Genomic DNA, 15,006 nt, shown 5'->3' on the forward strand with positions numbered 1-15,006 from the left:
TGCGTTCCGAGACCGCCGTGAAGCCGTTGCGATCAACCTTTCATTCATATGTAGTGTCCGATGCTAGCATGGGCAAAACAGACGGTAAAGCAGATTTTTGACGTTGTTTTTGACAAAGTTTAATCATTTGCCTTGCACAAGGCACGTTACAGGTACGAAGATTTACATTCCATAACCTGAAAGGTACAATAGCCTCACAGGCTGAGACGAGAGTCCCGCTAGCCGGGACCCCTCAGTCTTTTTGCTTATTGGAGGCATGGGGGTATGGCAAAGCGCGAGACCTACCTGACGCTGGAAGGCAAGCAAAACCTCGAACAGGAGCTGGAGAACCTCAAGAGCGTTCGCCGGCGCGAGGTTGCTGAGCGCATCCGTACCGCCCACGAGGGCGGCGGCAACGTGGACAACGCCGAGTACGAGGACGCCAAGAACGAGCAGGCGTTCGTTGAAGGCCGCATCGCCGACCTGGAGGAGATCCTGTCCAATGCCGTTGTCGTTGCATCGGAGGATGGCGGGGGGAACGTCGTGAAGTTCGGCTCTTCCGTCGTCGTTTCCGGCCAGGACGGCTCAAAGCGGACATATACGCTTGTGGGCAGCGCGGAAGCGGTGCCGCTGGAGGGCAAGATTTCGCTGGACTCCCCAGTTGGACAGGCGCTGCTCGGCCGCAAGGTGGGCGACACCGTTGAGGTGCGCACGCCGAAGGGCGTTAACAAGCTGAAGATAACGAAGGTTGAGTAGCCCGCCGCTCGAGGCGCTGTTTCCGATGAGGCCCCGGCGCGCCGGGGCCTCAGTTTTTTGTCAGGGCTCCGGCAAGAGCATATAATTCTGACGGCCATTCCGGCCAAGGCGAAACGAAGCGAGGTCGCAAATTGTCGGAAGCAGAAAGCAAGCTGATAGGCGATAGGCTCCAGAAGTTGCAGAGCCTTCGAGAGAAGGGCATCGAACCCTACCCTACCCGGTACGACCGCTCACACACAACACAGCAAGCCATAGAGCTTCTGAAGCGCGCCGAAATCGAGGATGGCCCCAGGGGCATCGCTCCGACAAACGATACACCGGCGCCTGCCCCAATCAAGACTGCGGACGTCTCCATCGCAGGGCGTATCGTGCGCTACCGGAAGATGGGGAAGGCGACCTTCATCGACATCCTGGACGCGTCGGGCAAAATCCAGGCGCTGATGCGGCAGGATAACCTACCTGACTCTTATGACACGCTCAAGGACCTGGATATAGGCGACTGGATGGGCATCACCGGCCCGGCCATGCGGACCAAGACCGGCGAGGCGACGATCGAAGTGAAGTCGTGGTTGGTGTTGTCGAAGTCGGTGCGACCTTTGCCGGAGAAGTGGCACGGACTGACCGACACCGAGCAGCGCTTCCGCCAGCGCTACCTGGACCTCATCTCCAACGAAGAGGCGCGCCGGGTAGCCGTCCTGCGTAGCAAGACGATCTCCGCCCTGCGCCGCTATATGGACGGGCGCGGCTTCATGGAGGTTGAGACGCCGGTGCTGGTGAACGTGCCTACGGGCGGCACGGCCAAGCCGTTCGTGACGCACTACAACGCGCTGGACAGCGACCTCTATCTGCGCATTGCGACGGAGCTATACCTCAAGCGGCTCATTGTTGGAGGGCTGGAGAAGGTGTACGAGATCGGCCGCCTCTTCCGCAACGAGGGGCTGGACCTCACGCACAATCCAGAGTTCACGACGATGGAGTCTTACGAGGCCTTCGCGGACTACAACGACGTGATGAAGATGGTCGAGGACCTCTACTACACCCTGGCAATGGAAGTGCTGGGGAAGCCGACCGTGGAGATCGACGGCCACACCATCAACTTCACTCCGCCCTGGCCGCGCATAGACCTTTGCAGCGAGATCCTGAAGCGTAGCGGTATAGACATCCTCTCGCCTCAGCTTGCCGAGGTTGAAGGCCTCAAGGCCGCGATGCAGGAGAAGGGATACGACGTCAAAAAGCAGATGAGCTGGGCCGGCATGGTGGACAAGCTCATTTCCCAGGACGTGGAGGCGCACCTTGTGCAGCCGTCCTTCCTGGTCAACTACCCCGTCCAGACATCGCCGCTTGCCAAGCGCAGGAAAGACAATCCCGCGCTAGTGGAGCGGTTCGAGGGGTTCGTGGTCGGCATGGAGATTTGCAACGCTTTCAGCGAGCTTAACGATCCGGTGGACCAGCGGCGGCGGTTCGAGCAGCAGGAGGCGCTGCGGAATGTGTTCAAGGACGAGGACATGGACAGGCTGGACGAGGACTTCCTGGTGGCGATCGAGCACGGAATGCCGCCCACAGGCGGCCTCGGGCTCGGCATCGACCGGATGGTGATGGTTTTCTCCGGCCACAGGTCTATCCGCGAGGTGGTGCTGTTCCCGCAGATGCGGAACAGATAGACAAAGGAGCCCTCGTGCGGGACTATGGACGCTGTGTTGCCACCCTGAGCCTCCCACTACCACCCTGGGCCATCATTGCCAGCTGAGCGCCATCATTGCCCCCTGACCGCCCTCATTGCCACCCTGCGCTAGCACTCAGGGTGGCAAGGGAAAGGCTCACGGTGGCAAGGGGAGAAATCAGGCCAATGGCGGAGTGATGGGCTTCACCCGAATGCCTATTTCAGGTACAAACACAGAGGACCCCGATTGTTCGGGACCCTCTTTTGTTTTGTCCTTGCGCCGCCTACTAGTCCGCGGGGGCGGCCTGGGCAGACGGTATGTCCGGGACCGGTGAGGAAAAGAGCTTGTCCAGCGCCTCTCCTTCGACAGTCTCGTGCTCCACGAGGTACTTGGCTATCTGCGCCAATTTGCCTTTGTGGGTAATGACGATGTTTTTGGCGGTCTCATACGCCGCTTGAATGAGCGCGTGTACCTCCTCGTCAATCGTCTCGGCAATCTTGTCGCTATAGTTGGCTTGCTCCGAAATCTCGCGGCCAAGGAAGACCAGCTCCTCGCGCTTTCCGAAAGTGAGCGGGCCGAGCTTGGCGCTCATGCCCCACCTGGTGACGGCCGTGCGGGCAAGACCGGTAGCGTTCTCAATGTCGCTGCCTGCGCCGGTTGTTATCTCGCCGAAGACCGTCTCCTCGGCAACTCTGCCGCCCATAGATACTGAGAGGCGGTCCTTAACCTGGTTCAGAGTCAGCAGGTGTGTCTCTTCGTCAGGAATAGACTTGGTATACCCGCCCATAGAGCCGCGGGCGACAATGGAGACTTTGACCACGGGCGCGGCGTGGGGGAGCAAATGCCCCACCAGGGCGTGTCCCGCCTCATGGTAAGCAGTCATTTCCTTTTCCCGTGGCGTTATTACCCTGGACTTCCTCGCCGGTCCCGCCTCGACGCGATCGATAGACTCCGCGAAGTCCTCAAACATCACCACGGTGCGCTTCTTGCGCGCGGCCAGAATGGCGGCCTCATTTACCAGATTCGCCAGATCCGCGCCGCTAAAGCCAGGCGTCTGCTTTGCGATGCGCGACATGTCCACTCCGGCGTCGAGGGGCTTGCCCTTGGAATGTACCTTCAGGATTGCCTCACGCCCCTTTACGTCCGGGTTGTCCAGCACTACCCTCCGGTCGAAGCGGCCGGGGCGCAGCAGCGCGGGGTCCAGGATGTCCGGCCGGTTGGTGGCGGCCATCACTATTACGTTCGTGCTGGTGTCAAACCCGTCCATCTCCACCAGTATCTGGTTGAGCGTCTGCTCGCGCTCATCGTGGCCGCCGCCGAGGCCGGCGCCGCGGTGGCGTCCGACCGCGTCGATCTCGTCCACGAACACGATGCAGGGCGCGTTGCGCTTGGCCTGGTCAAATAGGTCGCGCACGCGGGAGGCGCCGACGCCGACGAACATTTCGACGAACTCGGAGCCGCTGATAGAGAAGAAGGGCACGCCAGCCTCCCCGGCCACCGCGCGGGCCAGGAGGGTCTTGCCGGTGCCGGGCGGGCCGACGAGCAGGACGCCGCGGGGAATGCGCGCGCCCAGCGTAAGGAACCGCTCCGGGAACTTCAGGAACTCCACCACCTCTTCAAGCTCTTCCTTGGCCTCATCCGCGCCGGCCACGTCGTTGAAGCTGACGGCCGGCTGGTTGCCGACGAGCATCCTGGCGCGGCTGCGCCCGAAGCTAAAGGTCTGGCTGGTGTTCCCCTGGGCCTGGCGCATCATGAAAAGGAGCACAGCGCCAAAGAATATCAGGGGCAGGAAATTCAGGAGAATGGTAAAGACGCTGCCGAGGCCGCTGGAGCCCTTCACAGCAATTTCGATGTTGCTGGCAGCCGGGTCAACGTTCGCCCTCTGAAGAGTCTCGAGGACGCTTGAACCCTGTTCCTTGCGCGAAGTAAGCTTGTCCTGCCTGGTCGTGGTGATAGTCAGCTTGTCGCCACGCACTTCAATGGACGATATCTCGCCGTTCCGGGCCATTGCTATGACCTGGTTAATGGCGATCTCCTCGGACCCGCCGACGTCCGAAAAGAGAGTGAAGCATGTTGCGATAACGGCTACCACGATCAAAAGGTATATGAAGCCATTACGCATCCATCTGGAGTTCATTCCACCTCCGGGGCAATACCACTCTAGTGACAGGGACTCCCCGACACTACTAACACAATCTTACCTTAATCTATACACCAAAGCAAAGAACAAAGCGATAGTTTCGAAGTACAAGCAGGTACCTACGCAGACTGATGCAGCCTCTAATTCAATCCTTGCCGAGCGGGCGTTATTCTGTCGGCTGATGGGACCAGTCAACCCTCTCGCGGCACGAAGATAGACCCTTGAGTCGTGGAGATATAATTGGCCGGAGACGGGTACACGAGCCGGCGCTCGACCCACACTACGACAGGCATGGCAAAGACTATGGCAAAACCAGCGGCATCAGGCAGGTCGGCTTTGCTCGTCTGCGATTCTCCGGAGCTATCCACTGAGCTCATCGCAGTCCTTTCCGACAACGGCTACCGGGTCACCCAGATCGATGACATCAAACTCATGCCGGCCCATGTGGGGAAGGGCGGCCACCATGTGATGGTGCTGACGCAGCCGTTCGAGGGAATGAGCTGGCACAGGACGATAAAGGCTGCAAAGAGCATGGCGCCGGGATGCAGCGTTATGGTTATGGCCTCGCACGTGACCGAAATGGACATTCGCGACGCGCTCAGCGCAGGCTCGTTCATATCTCTCAGCCGCCCCATCGCAAGCAGCGATTTCGCGACCCTCGTTTCCCAGAGCAAGAACGGGCTGTTCGTCGCACTCAGATAGCAGTCTCCACTCACAATCACATTTCATCCGAATGTCCGCACAGTTCGCGCCCGAGGCAAGTGGGCTTCCCCAGGCCACTTACGAGCAACCCCCTACTCCATGGGTGCCAGCACCGTTCCGCGTTGCGTATGGCCTACAACAGCGCCATTGGTAACTGTATCGTGGCCCGCTTCACCTCCCTCTGGTAACGTTTTAGATGAGGCGAAACCATCTGCGCAAGGCCGAAAGGAGGGCGGGTATGCAAGCAAGCCGTCTGCGGAAGCCGCTGTCTACAGTCGAGCGCTCAATTAACGTGGACCAGCTTGACCTTTACCGGCTGCTCGTCTTCCACACAGTTGTGAACGAAGGGACGATGGCGAAGGCGAGCGAGAGGCTATACATTACGCAGCCTGCCATTTCCGCCCACATCAAAGCCCTTGAAGACGGCCTTGGCGTGGCGCTGTTCAACAAGGTCGGGCGCAAGTCAGTTGTAAACGGCGCCGGAGAAGTGCTTTACGACAAGGCGCAAGAGCTGCTGAGCGTCGCGGACGACCTGCGGTCCACCATGGAGAAACTTCGCGGCATTACCACGGGCCGTCTGGTGCTCGGGGCGAGCGTCGTGTGGCAGTACCACCTGCCCAGGGCGCTGGAGCGCTTTAAAAGAGAGTACCCGCACATTGAGGTGACGGTCCAGATCGCCAATTCGGACCTTATCGAGAAGATGGTCGTTGACCGATCGGTCGACATGGGGTTCATCGCCAGGACCAGCTCGCGGGCCGATGTGGTGGGACAGCATGTTACAGGCGACGAGCTGGTAATAGTCTGCGGCAAGGGGCATCCGTTTGCTTTCGAGAGCCTGGTAGAACCCGCCGAGTTGAACGGCGAGCCGCTAATCATCCGAGAGGCAGGGTCTGCCACGCGCGCGGCCACAGACGCCCTCTTGAACAGGCTGTACATCAGCGGCGACGTCTCCATGGAGCTCGGCAGCCTTGAGGCGGTCAAACAGGTAGCCATGTCGGGCCACGGACTCGGCTTCGTCTCCAGAGCCTCAACAACCACTGAGGTGCGCCTGGGCTTGCTGTCGATTGTATCCGGGGCGCAGCTTTCGGAACCCATGGACCTGCATATCATCTACCACAAGCAGAAGCGCCTCACCCTTCTCCAGAGCGCTTTCCTGGCCTTGATATCCTCGCGCGGCGTACTGCCGGAAACGAAACCGCGTCTGATCGCCTTCGACGCCGGTTCGGTCGAGAGCCAGCGATACCTGGACGTGATCCGGCGGGAGCCGGCTGTGAAGGTCCTCAACTAGACATCCCTACCCTCTCCTGGCGGGCTTCGGCGGTGGCATTCGGGGGAACTGCCGCCGCCGGGGCCTGCGTATTGGCAGTCAGTCTTCCGGGTCTTGGATTGGCCGACTGCTAACTGCCAACTGCTGACTGCCGTCCCCTTGACACCCCTGCCTCCGCTGCCTAGAATCCGCCGCGAGACGGATATCGGTCCAGGGAGGCCACATGCGCGTACTGGTTACAGGCGTTACCGGGAGCATTGGCGCTAATCTTGCTGCTGCCCTTGTAAAGGAGGGCCATTCAGTGCGCGGTCTCGTTTGGCAGCGGGACCCTCGCGTGGAGAAGCTCAGACCGCTCAACTTTGAGCTTGTCAACGGGACCGTAACGAACGTTGAAGATGTCAAGCGAGCCGTAGACGGCGTGGATGCGGTGTATCATCTTGCTGCGGCCTTCCAGGGCGGCGGGCCGTTTACCACCGAAGAGTACTTCGAGATCAACGTTCGCGGTGTCTTCAACATGCTGGAGGCCGCAAAGGCGAATCCGAAGCTCAAGCACTTCATCATGGCCAGCACTGACTCCGTCTACGCCAAGAGCGCGCCGGGCGGCATGTCGGAGCTGGTGCACAGGACCGCACCCCGAAGTCGTTGGGTGGCTGGTACGGCCTTTCAAAAATCATGGGCGAGAACATGGTCGTGGGTTACCACAACGCAAGCAAAATGCCTGCGACAGTCATCCGCTTCCCCAACACCGTCGGCGCAGGAGAATTTCTCAAGTTCGCCGGCTTCTACATGAGCTCCTACAAGACCCGGCCGGAGATAACCCCGCTGTGGGATGGCAAAGAGAAGCTGGTGCTCATCACCGACGAGAATGGCCGTCCCTGGAAGAAGCACATGGGGGACGTGCGCGACGTTGTGCACGGCCTCGTATGCGCGCTCGGGAAGGAGCCGGCGTTCGGTCAGATCATCCAGCTTGGCGGACCGAAGGCGTTCACCTGGGACGAGGTGGTGCCGCACCTTTCGAAGCGGACCGGCATCCCGTACGTGACCGTGGCCTTCAAGGGCACCCCTTCCTGCTACGAGTTCGACCTGACAAAGGCGCGCACCCTGATCGGCTTCAAGCTTCAATACGACGGCGTCCGAATGATCGACGATGCGCTGGCATTCTCGAAGGGCCAGGACATAGGCGTCGTGCCGACGTAGGTTGGGCCCACTCCCGACGCAGCCTCCGCCGGGGTGCGGGGTACAGGGTACGGGGTACAGTAACGCCGCAGCAGCCAGAATAACGGAGTCTTAAATGCGCATACTTGTCACCGGCGTCACAGGCCGCATAGGGTCTAACCTTGCCGCCGCGCTTGTTCAGGAAGGTCACCAGGTGCGCGGCCTTGTATGGCCGCGCGACCCCCGCACGGAGAAGCTCAGGCCGCTTGGACTGGAGCTGCTGGAAGGGACGATCACCAGCCCGGAGGACTGCAAGCGCTCTGTAGACGGCGTGGACGCCGTCTACCACCTCGCGGCGGCGTTCCAGGGCGGCGGTCCGTTCACCGTGGAGGAGTACTTCGATATCAACGTCCGCGGCACCTTCAACATGCTGGAGGCCGTGCGCCCCATCGCAAACCTGAAGCACTTCGTCGTCGCCAGCACGGACGCGGTGCTGGCCAAGTACCCGCCCGGCGGGATGAAGGGACCGGTCACGGAGAGCACGGCCAAGACGCTCACCGGCTGGTACGGCCTCTCCAAGGCAATGGTTGAGGAGATGGTCATCGGCTATTTCCGGACATACAAGACACCGACGACTGTGCTGCGCTTCCCGTACACCGTTGGGCCGGGCGAGTTCCTGAAGTTCGGCTCATTCTACCTGAGCAGCTACAAGGCGCGGCCCGAGGCCGCGCACCTGTGGGACGGCAAGGAGAAGCTTCTTATCATTTCGGACGAGAACGGGCGGCCATGGAAGAAGCACATGGCGAGCGTGCCCGACATCATCCACGGATGTATGTGCGTGCTCGGCAAAACGGCTGCGGCAGGCGAGCTCTTCCAGATCGGCGCGCCGTCGGCGTTCTCCTGGGACGACATAGTCCCCTACATCTCGAAGCGCATCGAGATGCCGTACGTTTCGGCGTCGATCAAGACAACGCCTACTTACTACGAGTTCGACCTTACGAAGGCGCGCACCATCCTGGGCTTCAAGCCGCAACACGACGCGCGCAGGATGATCGACGAGGACATCGCGTACAACAAGGGCCAGAGTATCGGCGTCATACCGGTGTAGAGGCGCTCAACTTGACGCGCCATCCGCCCGGCACTACGCTAATCTCGGCGCATGCGCCGAAAACGATACAAGGAACCTTCATGCAAGTATCTTCCCTACCCAAACACGCCAGAGAGGTTCGCGCGCTTATCCGCAAGGGCGAGCTCGTGCAGCCGACCTCCGGAATTGCGCCGGGCCATGTCCAGACCAACCTTGCGATACTCCCGAAGGACCTGGCTTTCGACTTCCTTCTCTTTTGCCAACGCAATCCCAAGCCCTGTCCACTGATAGAGGTTGTCGAGGCCGGGAATACCGAGCCGAAGCAGACCGCCCCGGGGGCAGACCTGCGGACGGACACCGCCAAGTACAGGATATTCCGGCACGGAAAGCTGGTTGAAGAGGTCACAGACCTGTCGGACTACTGGCGCGATGACCTCGTTTCGTTTCTGCTGGGGTGCAGCTTCTCGTTCGAGAACGCGCTCATCAATGCAGGCATTTCACTACGCCATGTGGAGCAGAACAAGAACGTCGCGATGTTCTACACGAACATTCAGACCGTGCCGGCCGGGGTTTTCTCCGGCCCGATGGTAGTTACGATGCGGCCGATTCCGAGGGACAAGATTGTAAAGGCCGTTCAGGTGACGAGCCGCTTCCCGGGCGTGCACGGCGCCCCCATACATATCGGTGACCCGGCGGCGATCGGCATCAAGGACGTTACGAAGTCTGACCTGGGCGATTCTATCGAAATCCGCGATGGAGAAGTTCCCGTCTTCTGGGCGTGCGGCGTAACACCGCAAGCGGTGGCTATGAAGTCCAAGCCGCCGCTCATGATCACGCATTCGCCCGGATACATGTTCATCACGGACCTGAAGGACGAAGACGTCTCGGTCCTTTAGCGCTGCCAGACTCTATCCAGTCGGAAATGCATCTGGGCCCCGATGGATCGGGACCCTCTTTGTTACATCCAGTCCGCCAAATTCAGTTTACGGAGCCAACTATGACCCTCAATACGATCGAAGACATCATCCTGGACCGCGACAAGCGCGGCGTCGCGCCTCTGAGAGCTCACCTGCCGAATGGCTACACTGAGGAGGCGGCGAAGCTCATTCTGGACCATCCCGGCACGGCGGTGATCGTGACCGGCTTCTACATCCTGACCGCGCAGGCGCCGGAGACGGACGGCCCGCCGGGGGCTATCGCCATCGGCAACGCTCTGCAATCGCTCGGCTACAAGGTCGTCTACGTCACGGACAAGCACTCGCACGCGCTTATGACCGGCCTGCTGGGCAAGAAGGCGGAGGTCATCGAGTTCCCGATTGCCGGCCACGAGGAGAGCAAGAAGTTCGCGGCGAAGGTCGTGAAGGACCTGAAGCCCTCGATACTCATCTCCATTGAGCGGTGCGGTCTCACGAAGGACGGCGTGTTCCTGAACATGCGCGGGCGGGACATCTCCGAGTTCAACGCCAAGATCGATTACCTCTTCTCCGACTTCCCTCACTCGGTCGGCATCGGCGACGGCGGCAACGAGATAGGCATGGGCAACCTGGCAAAAGAGATCCCCGGGTACCCTTTCATGCCCTCCAGCCCCTGCGTGACGAAGGTCTCGAAGCTCATCGTCACGAGCGTCTCCAACTGGGGAGGGTACGGCCTCGTGACGGCGATATCGCGGTTAAAGAAGAAGAACCTTCTCATCTCCTTGAAAGACGAAGAAGACCTGGTCAAGAAGTGCGTTGAGCTGGGCGCAGTAGACGGGCCGGGCGCCACGCGCGTGAACCAGGTGGACGGATTCACACTGGAGGAGAACAGCCTCACCGTCAAACGCCTTCACGAGCTCCTGACGAAGGAAGGAATCCGGTATAGCGGCCACGGATCTATCCGCAGATTACGCAGATTTTGAGAGCGCGGTAGTCTGATTCAACGGGCATTGTTGCACGTTATTGTAGGGGCGTTCTATGAACGCCCCTGCGTGTTGGCCGGCAAATGAGCATGAGGATGTTCGTTGACAACGAAGACGCCGTCTGGATATTATTGTTACTATCTTCCTGATATTATTCTTACTATCATGCTGCCCACATTCGCCGTTACGGACTCCATGAAGTACTCACTTGCGGACCTGGACCGCCTCAAGTGGCTGGTCGCCAGCCAGATCTTTGCGCCGCGGCACGAAGGGTGGCTGGTCAGATCGGAGCGACAGCGTCGCGCCGCGGCGACGGCTGCGCTGGAAAATTGTCAGCACGCTGCAGCGAAGTCTGCAGACGAGGCGAATGCCCTGCGGGCATATGAGTTCATCGACTTCGTCAGCGAAATGCCTGATGCGCAGGTCCAGGAGTTCGTGCTGCGTGAGGTGCATAGGCAGCTAACCATCGGGCGCCGTGGGTCCACGCCTGGCCATTACCGCAAGGAGGCGGCGCGGCCGGCAGGGTACCGGCCGGCGGGGGAAGCGGACATTCCTGTGCTCGTCCGCGAACTCACAGCGTGGCTCGCTGGGGACACGCAGACGCATACGGTGCTCAAGGCAGGCATCGCCCACATCCAGCTTCTGGCCATACACCCCTTCACCACAGGGAACGGCAGCACCACCCGGGCCGTCAGCGGCCTGTTTCTACAGAAGTCGCAATTCTCTTTTCGCAAGATGCTGAACCTGGAGCTCACTCTCGCCCATGTAAGGGACCGTTACATATCGACGGTCACGACAACCCTTGGCGCAGAGTTTTCCAACGGATACGACGCAACGCGCTGGCTGGAGTTCTACACCGCCGCCGTAAGCATCGCTGCGCAGGACCTGGTCAACCGGCTCAACAACTGGCACAGGCTATCGCTGGACCTTGGCAAGGACGACGCGGAGATGGGGCTCCCTTCCCGGCTAGTAGATGGACACCTTTACGCGATGGGAACGGGACAGATAACCCGCTCGGAGTACATGGACCTCACCGGGATGAGCGAGCTGGCCGCCACGCGGGACCTCGCAAAGCTGGTTGATAAAGGGCTGCTCACGTACGAGGGGAAGACGAAGTCCAGAGTGTACCGTCCCAAGAGATAGCTGTTGCGGAGTACAACGTATTCGCCTATAATCGATCCATGCGCCACAAATGGCGGCGCATTCACCCCACAAAGGAGGCTGGCTAGATGTCTGAAATAAACATCCCCACTACACACGCAGTCGCTGCTTGCCCGGCCCCGGCGGGGGTCCGCGCCTAGTTACCGCGCCATACAGCAAGCCTCGCAGGCCATGGGCCGGCAGCACGACTGCCCGACCATGGCCGTTTTTGTTTCTCGGGCCAGGAATCGCCCGCAGGAATAGTTCAAGCTCATCTACGCGGCCATGAGTCCACAGGATTCATGGCCTTTCGTTTTGCTGCATGGAGGCGGTGTCCAATTGTCAAAGCAAGATTTTTCGAAGCACCCCGAGACCGTCGACCGCTATCTGCGCGGAGCATCCAGGCAGGAGCGTCGCGGGCAGATCGAGTCGGCCCGCAAGAAGGCGGTCAGACGCAATCTGGAGCCTAAAGGACCCCGCAAAAAGGGTTGGGACGCTCTGGGCGAAGAGGCGTGGGACGACATGGGGCTGGACGCCAACGAGCGCATAATGCCCATCGATGAGAATGACCGCCGCAAGGACCTGGCAAGGGCAGTGTTTGCGCCGCCCAGGGAGACGGAGCTCGGGACGTCGATGCCAGGCACAGACCACCCGGAGACGGCAGTCCGGGGCACTGTTCTGACGGTCAACAGCGGCCTGTGCACGGTGGAAACCGGCGATGGATCTCCCCTGCCCTGCACCATCCGTAGCTCGATCACGGCGGCCGAGACAGGGTTCACGAACGCGGTCGCAGCCGGAGACGAAGTAATCTACACACCAGGTGTGGCGGGCGCCGGAATAATCGAGCAGGTGCTGCCCAGGAGGTCCGCGCTCACAAGGCAGGATGTGTTCCTGAAGCACCTCAGGCAGGTGGTCGTAGCCAACGCGGACCAGGTATTGATTGTCGCGTCCTGGCGCGAGCCGGTTATCTGGCTGGAGCTCATCGACCGCTACCTGATCGCGGCCAGGCGCAGCGGGCTTGGCGCAGTCGTCTGCGTCAACAAGGTAGACCTTGCGGAGAGTCTCGCAGAGGTCGACGGCGCGATGCAGCCTTACCGAGAGCTGGGGTTTGAGGTCATCAAGGCGAGCGCCCGGACCGGACAGGGCATAGAGTCGTTGCGCCAAACCCTGGAGGGCAAGGTGACCGTACTTGTCGGGATGTCCGGCGCGGGGAAATCGTCCCTCGTAACCGCGGTCCAGCCGGGGTTAACGATACGAACGTCCGAGGTGCGCGCTCAGAGCGGAGAGGGACGTCACACGACCACCCAGGCGGCACTATTCAGGCTCGCGAACTGCGGGGCGGTAGTCGACACGCCCGGTATTCGCGAGTTCGGGATCGCCGGTCTGACCAGGCGAGAGCTTGGCGGGTACTTTCCTGAGTTTGCCCGCGCGACCGTGTGCCGGTTCGCGGACTGCGCGCACATGGCTGAGCCGGACTGCGGCGTGCAGGCGGCAGTGGCGTCCGGCGCCATCGCCCGGAGCCGTTACCACAGCTACACTCTCATCTATGCCGCGCTGCCATTGTAGGTAGTTCCTGCGTCACCAAGTCAAGGACCCCGACAATTGTCGGGGTCCTTGACTTGGCTATCGTGCAATCAGGCAATCTTGCATATACTGCAATCCGGTCCGAACCGCGCCTGCAGGCTCCTGCCCTACCCTGCCGCCGCGCTATCGTCCGCCTTTAGCGTATCCAGCCCGTGCTTGCGCATCGCCCGCTGGATGTGCGGCATGATCGCCTGCATGCAGAAGTCCTGGGCCGTCATGTCCTCGTGCGCGGAGACGATCTTGAGCTTGTGAGCTACGTCCTCCGGCATTCGGAGGATCACCGCCTTGCGCGGACCCAGGTCGTTGGCGCGGCGCAACTTTGCTGCCGGGCCGCTCCCCCGGGTATTGATAGGTTTAATGGGCTCGAAACGTTTCCCTGGCCTAACTTCCATGTGAGCCGTTCTCCTCTCCGAAGACGATCTTGTAGAGTTTGTCCATCTCCTCCACTGCCTTGTTGTCCGCGGGCCGGTACTCGCTTACGACCATACCCTCCGGGACCGCGCGCTTGAAGGAGACCCTGTCGCGCACTACGAAGTCCGCGACCTTTATGTTCTCGCACTGTGAGATTGCGGTATGCGCCTGCTTTGTATCGCCGTCCTTGGGGTTCGACGAGGCCCTGTTGATGACCACCCATGCCTTGAGGCCGTCGTTGGCCACCTTTGCCTCGGCGATGCGGTCGTCCAGCAGGCCGAGCGTCCACACGTCCAGTCCGGTGGGCTGCACGGGGATGATCGCGCGGTCGGCCACGCGCAGGGCGCCTTCGATCTCCTTGCTATCGCCCGCGCCAATATCTATGACTATGTCCTCGTAACGGCGGGACATGTCTCGGACCGCCCGTGCGAGGCCCTCACCGAACTTCTGGACGCATGTCACCGGCTTGAGCCCCTTCCCTCCCCTGGCTTCCGCCCAGTAGCTGGCGCTGCCCTGCCTGTCCGCGTCCACCACCAGCACGTCCCTGCCGGCCACCGCCCTGAGCCCGGCCAGGTTGGTAGAGAACGTGGTCTTTCCCGTTCCGCCCTTCTCTCCAATCACTGCAACTATCATGGCTGCCCACCATTGCTGAGAATATCTTGCAATCAAGATTCCTATCTAGCAGTCGATCTTGATGCACAGCTATATAGATAAGGTAACGGCCTCGGCGCGGTCAATGAGATTTTTGACAACGTTTAGGCGAAATATTAAGGATCGCTTGCCTCCCAGTCATCAAGATGCGGCGCATGCAAGCTATCGAGATACGCGTGGATACTTGCCATCCAGCTATATTGGCATCATGACGTCAGGCTATCTTCTCATCGAGATGGAGAGATCGCCGGCAGACGCTGCGGACCTGCCTCATTTCGATGGCGCAAAGTTACCAGGTCGCCAATTCGCGGAGTCATCAAGTTATCCGGGTACACCTCGTAGCTCGCTTTCTTGCTTGCTTGCTGTCTTGTCATCCTGCTACCTTGCTATCCCAGTATCGAGCCATCTCGCGATCTAGTTATTCCGCCGTCAAGATATCCGCTGCCATCGCCTGCGGATGACTCGCTGTCTTGCTGTCTGGCCATCCAGCTATCTTGCTACTTTGCAAACAAGTCATCGTGATGGCTTCAACTGGTGATCAAGTGTGAGGCGCGACCAGGACCACGGTCCATGCCG

General features: G+C 60.4%; 14 protein-coding genes. 11 read left to right on the top strand and 3 right to left on the bottom strand.

Annotated elements, in window-relative coordinates; all coding sequences use genetic code 11:
- Positions 1-264: 264 nt before the first annotated feature.
- Together greA and lysS are read left to right on the top strand one after the other, a co-directional pair.
- Positions 265-735, top strand: a complete 471-nt coding sequence (gene greA / locus FJ319_00355) for a transcription elongation factor GreA (GenBank protein ID MBM3932755.1) — start codon at positions 265-267, stop codon at positions 733-735.
- Between the two features lie 152 nt (positions 736-887).
- Positions 888-2,396, top strand: a complete 1,509-nt coding sequence (gene lysS, locus FJ319_00360; GenBank protein MBM3932756.1) for a lysine--tRNA ligase — start codon at positions 888-890, stop codon at positions 2,394-2,396.
- A 286-nt stretch (positions 2,397-2,682) separates the two neighbouring features.
- Here the strand turns inward: lysS and FJ319_00365 are convergent, their stop codons facing one another.
- Positions 2,683-4,533: an ATP-dependent metallopeptidase FtsH/Yme1/Tma family protein gene (locus tag FJ319_00365; GenBank protein ID MBM3932757.1), complete on the bottom strand. Its 1,851-nt coding sequence runs from the start codon at positions 4,531-4,533 to the stop codon at positions 2,683-2,685.
- 294 nt (positions 4,534-4,827) lie between these two features.
- Here FJ319_00365 and FJ319_00370 point away from each other — a divergent pair, with 294 nt between their 5' ends.
- The 9 genes from FJ319_00370 (at position 4,828) to rsgA (ending at position 13,350) form a co-directional block, all read left to right on the top strand.
- Positions 4,828-5,238: a response regulator transcription factor gene (locus FJ319_00370; GenBank protein ID MBM3932758.1), complete on the top strand. Its 411-nt coding sequence runs from the start codon at positions 4,828-4,830 to the stop codon at positions 5,236-5,238.
- A 196-nt stretch (positions 5,239-5,434) separates the two neighbouring features.
- Entirely contained in the window at positions 5,435-6,526 is a 1,092-nt protein-coding gene (locus FJ319_00375; GenBank protein ID MBM3932759.1) for a LysR family transcriptional regulator, read from the top strand.
- 202 nt (positions 6,527-6,728) lie between these two features.
- Entirely contained in the window at positions 6,729-7,295 is a 567-nt protein-coding gene (locus FJ319_00380; GenBank protein MBM3932760.1) for an NAD(P)-dependent oxidoreductase, read from the top strand.
- On the top strand, positions 7,178-7,702 hold the full coding sequence (locus FJ319_00385) for a hypothetical protein (protein ID MBM3932761.1): 525 nt from the start codon (positions 7,178-7,180) through the stop codon (positions 7,700-7,702). Before FJ319_00380 ends, FJ319_00385 begins: the two co-directional genes overlap by 118 nt.
- Positions 7,703-7,796: 94 nt before the next feature.
- Entirely contained in the window at positions 7,797-8,768 is a 972-nt protein-coding gene (locus FJ319_00390; GenBank protein MBM3932762.1) for an NAD(P)-dependent oxidoreductase, read from the top strand.
- An 80-nt stretch (positions 8,769-8,848) separates the two neighbouring features.
- Positions 8,849-9,643 (top strand): putative hydro-lyase, encoded by a 795-nt coding sequence (locus tag FJ319_00395; GenBank protein ID MBM3932763.1) that lies wholly within the window; start codon positions 8,849-8,851, stop codon positions 9,641-9,643.
- A gap of 26 nt (positions 9,644-9,669) precedes the next feature.
- The gene (locus FJ319_00400) at positions 9,670-10,644 is read left to right on the top strand and encodes a DUF4392 domain-containing protein (GenBank protein MBM3932764.1); all 975 of its coding nucleotides are present in this window, start codon (positions 9,670-9,672) and stop codon (positions 10,642-10,644) included.
- A 165-nt stretch (positions 10,645-10,809) separates the two neighbouring features.
- Entirely contained in the window at positions 10,810-11,787 is a 978-nt protein-coding gene (locus tag FJ319_00405) for a Fic family protein (GenBank protein MBM3932765.1), read from the top strand.
- A 282-nt stretch (positions 11,788-12,069) separates the two neighbouring features.
- Positions 12,070-13,350, top strand: a complete 1,281-nt coding sequence (gene rsgA / locus FJ319_00410) for a ribosome small subunit-dependent GTPase A (protein MBM3932766.1) — start codon at positions 12,070-12,072, stop codon at positions 13,348-13,350.
- A gap of 125 nt (positions 13,351-13,475) precedes the next feature.
- Here the strand turns inward: rsgA and FJ319_00415 are convergent, their stop codons facing one another.
- Both FJ319_00415 and FJ319_00420 read right to left on the bottom strand, forming a co-directional pair.
- Positions 13,476-13,760, bottom strand: coding sequence for a hypothetical protein (locus FJ319_00415; GenBank protein ID MBM3932767.1), 285 nt, complete (start codon positions 13,758-13,760; stop codon positions 13,476-13,478).
- Positions 13,750-14,412: a chromosome partitioning protein gene (locus tag FJ319_00420; GenBank protein MBM3932768.1), complete on the bottom strand. Its 663-nt coding sequence runs from the start codon at positions 14,410-14,412 to the stop codon at positions 13,750-13,752. Before FJ319_00420 ends, FJ319_00415 begins: the two co-directional genes overlap by 11 nt.
- Between the last annotated feature and the right edge of the window lie 594 nt (positions 14,413-15,006).

This window comes from SAR202 cluster bacterium (assembly GCA_016872355.1).
Lineage (GTDB): Bacteria > Chloroflexota > Dehalococcoidia > Lucifugimonadales > VGZY01 > VGZY01.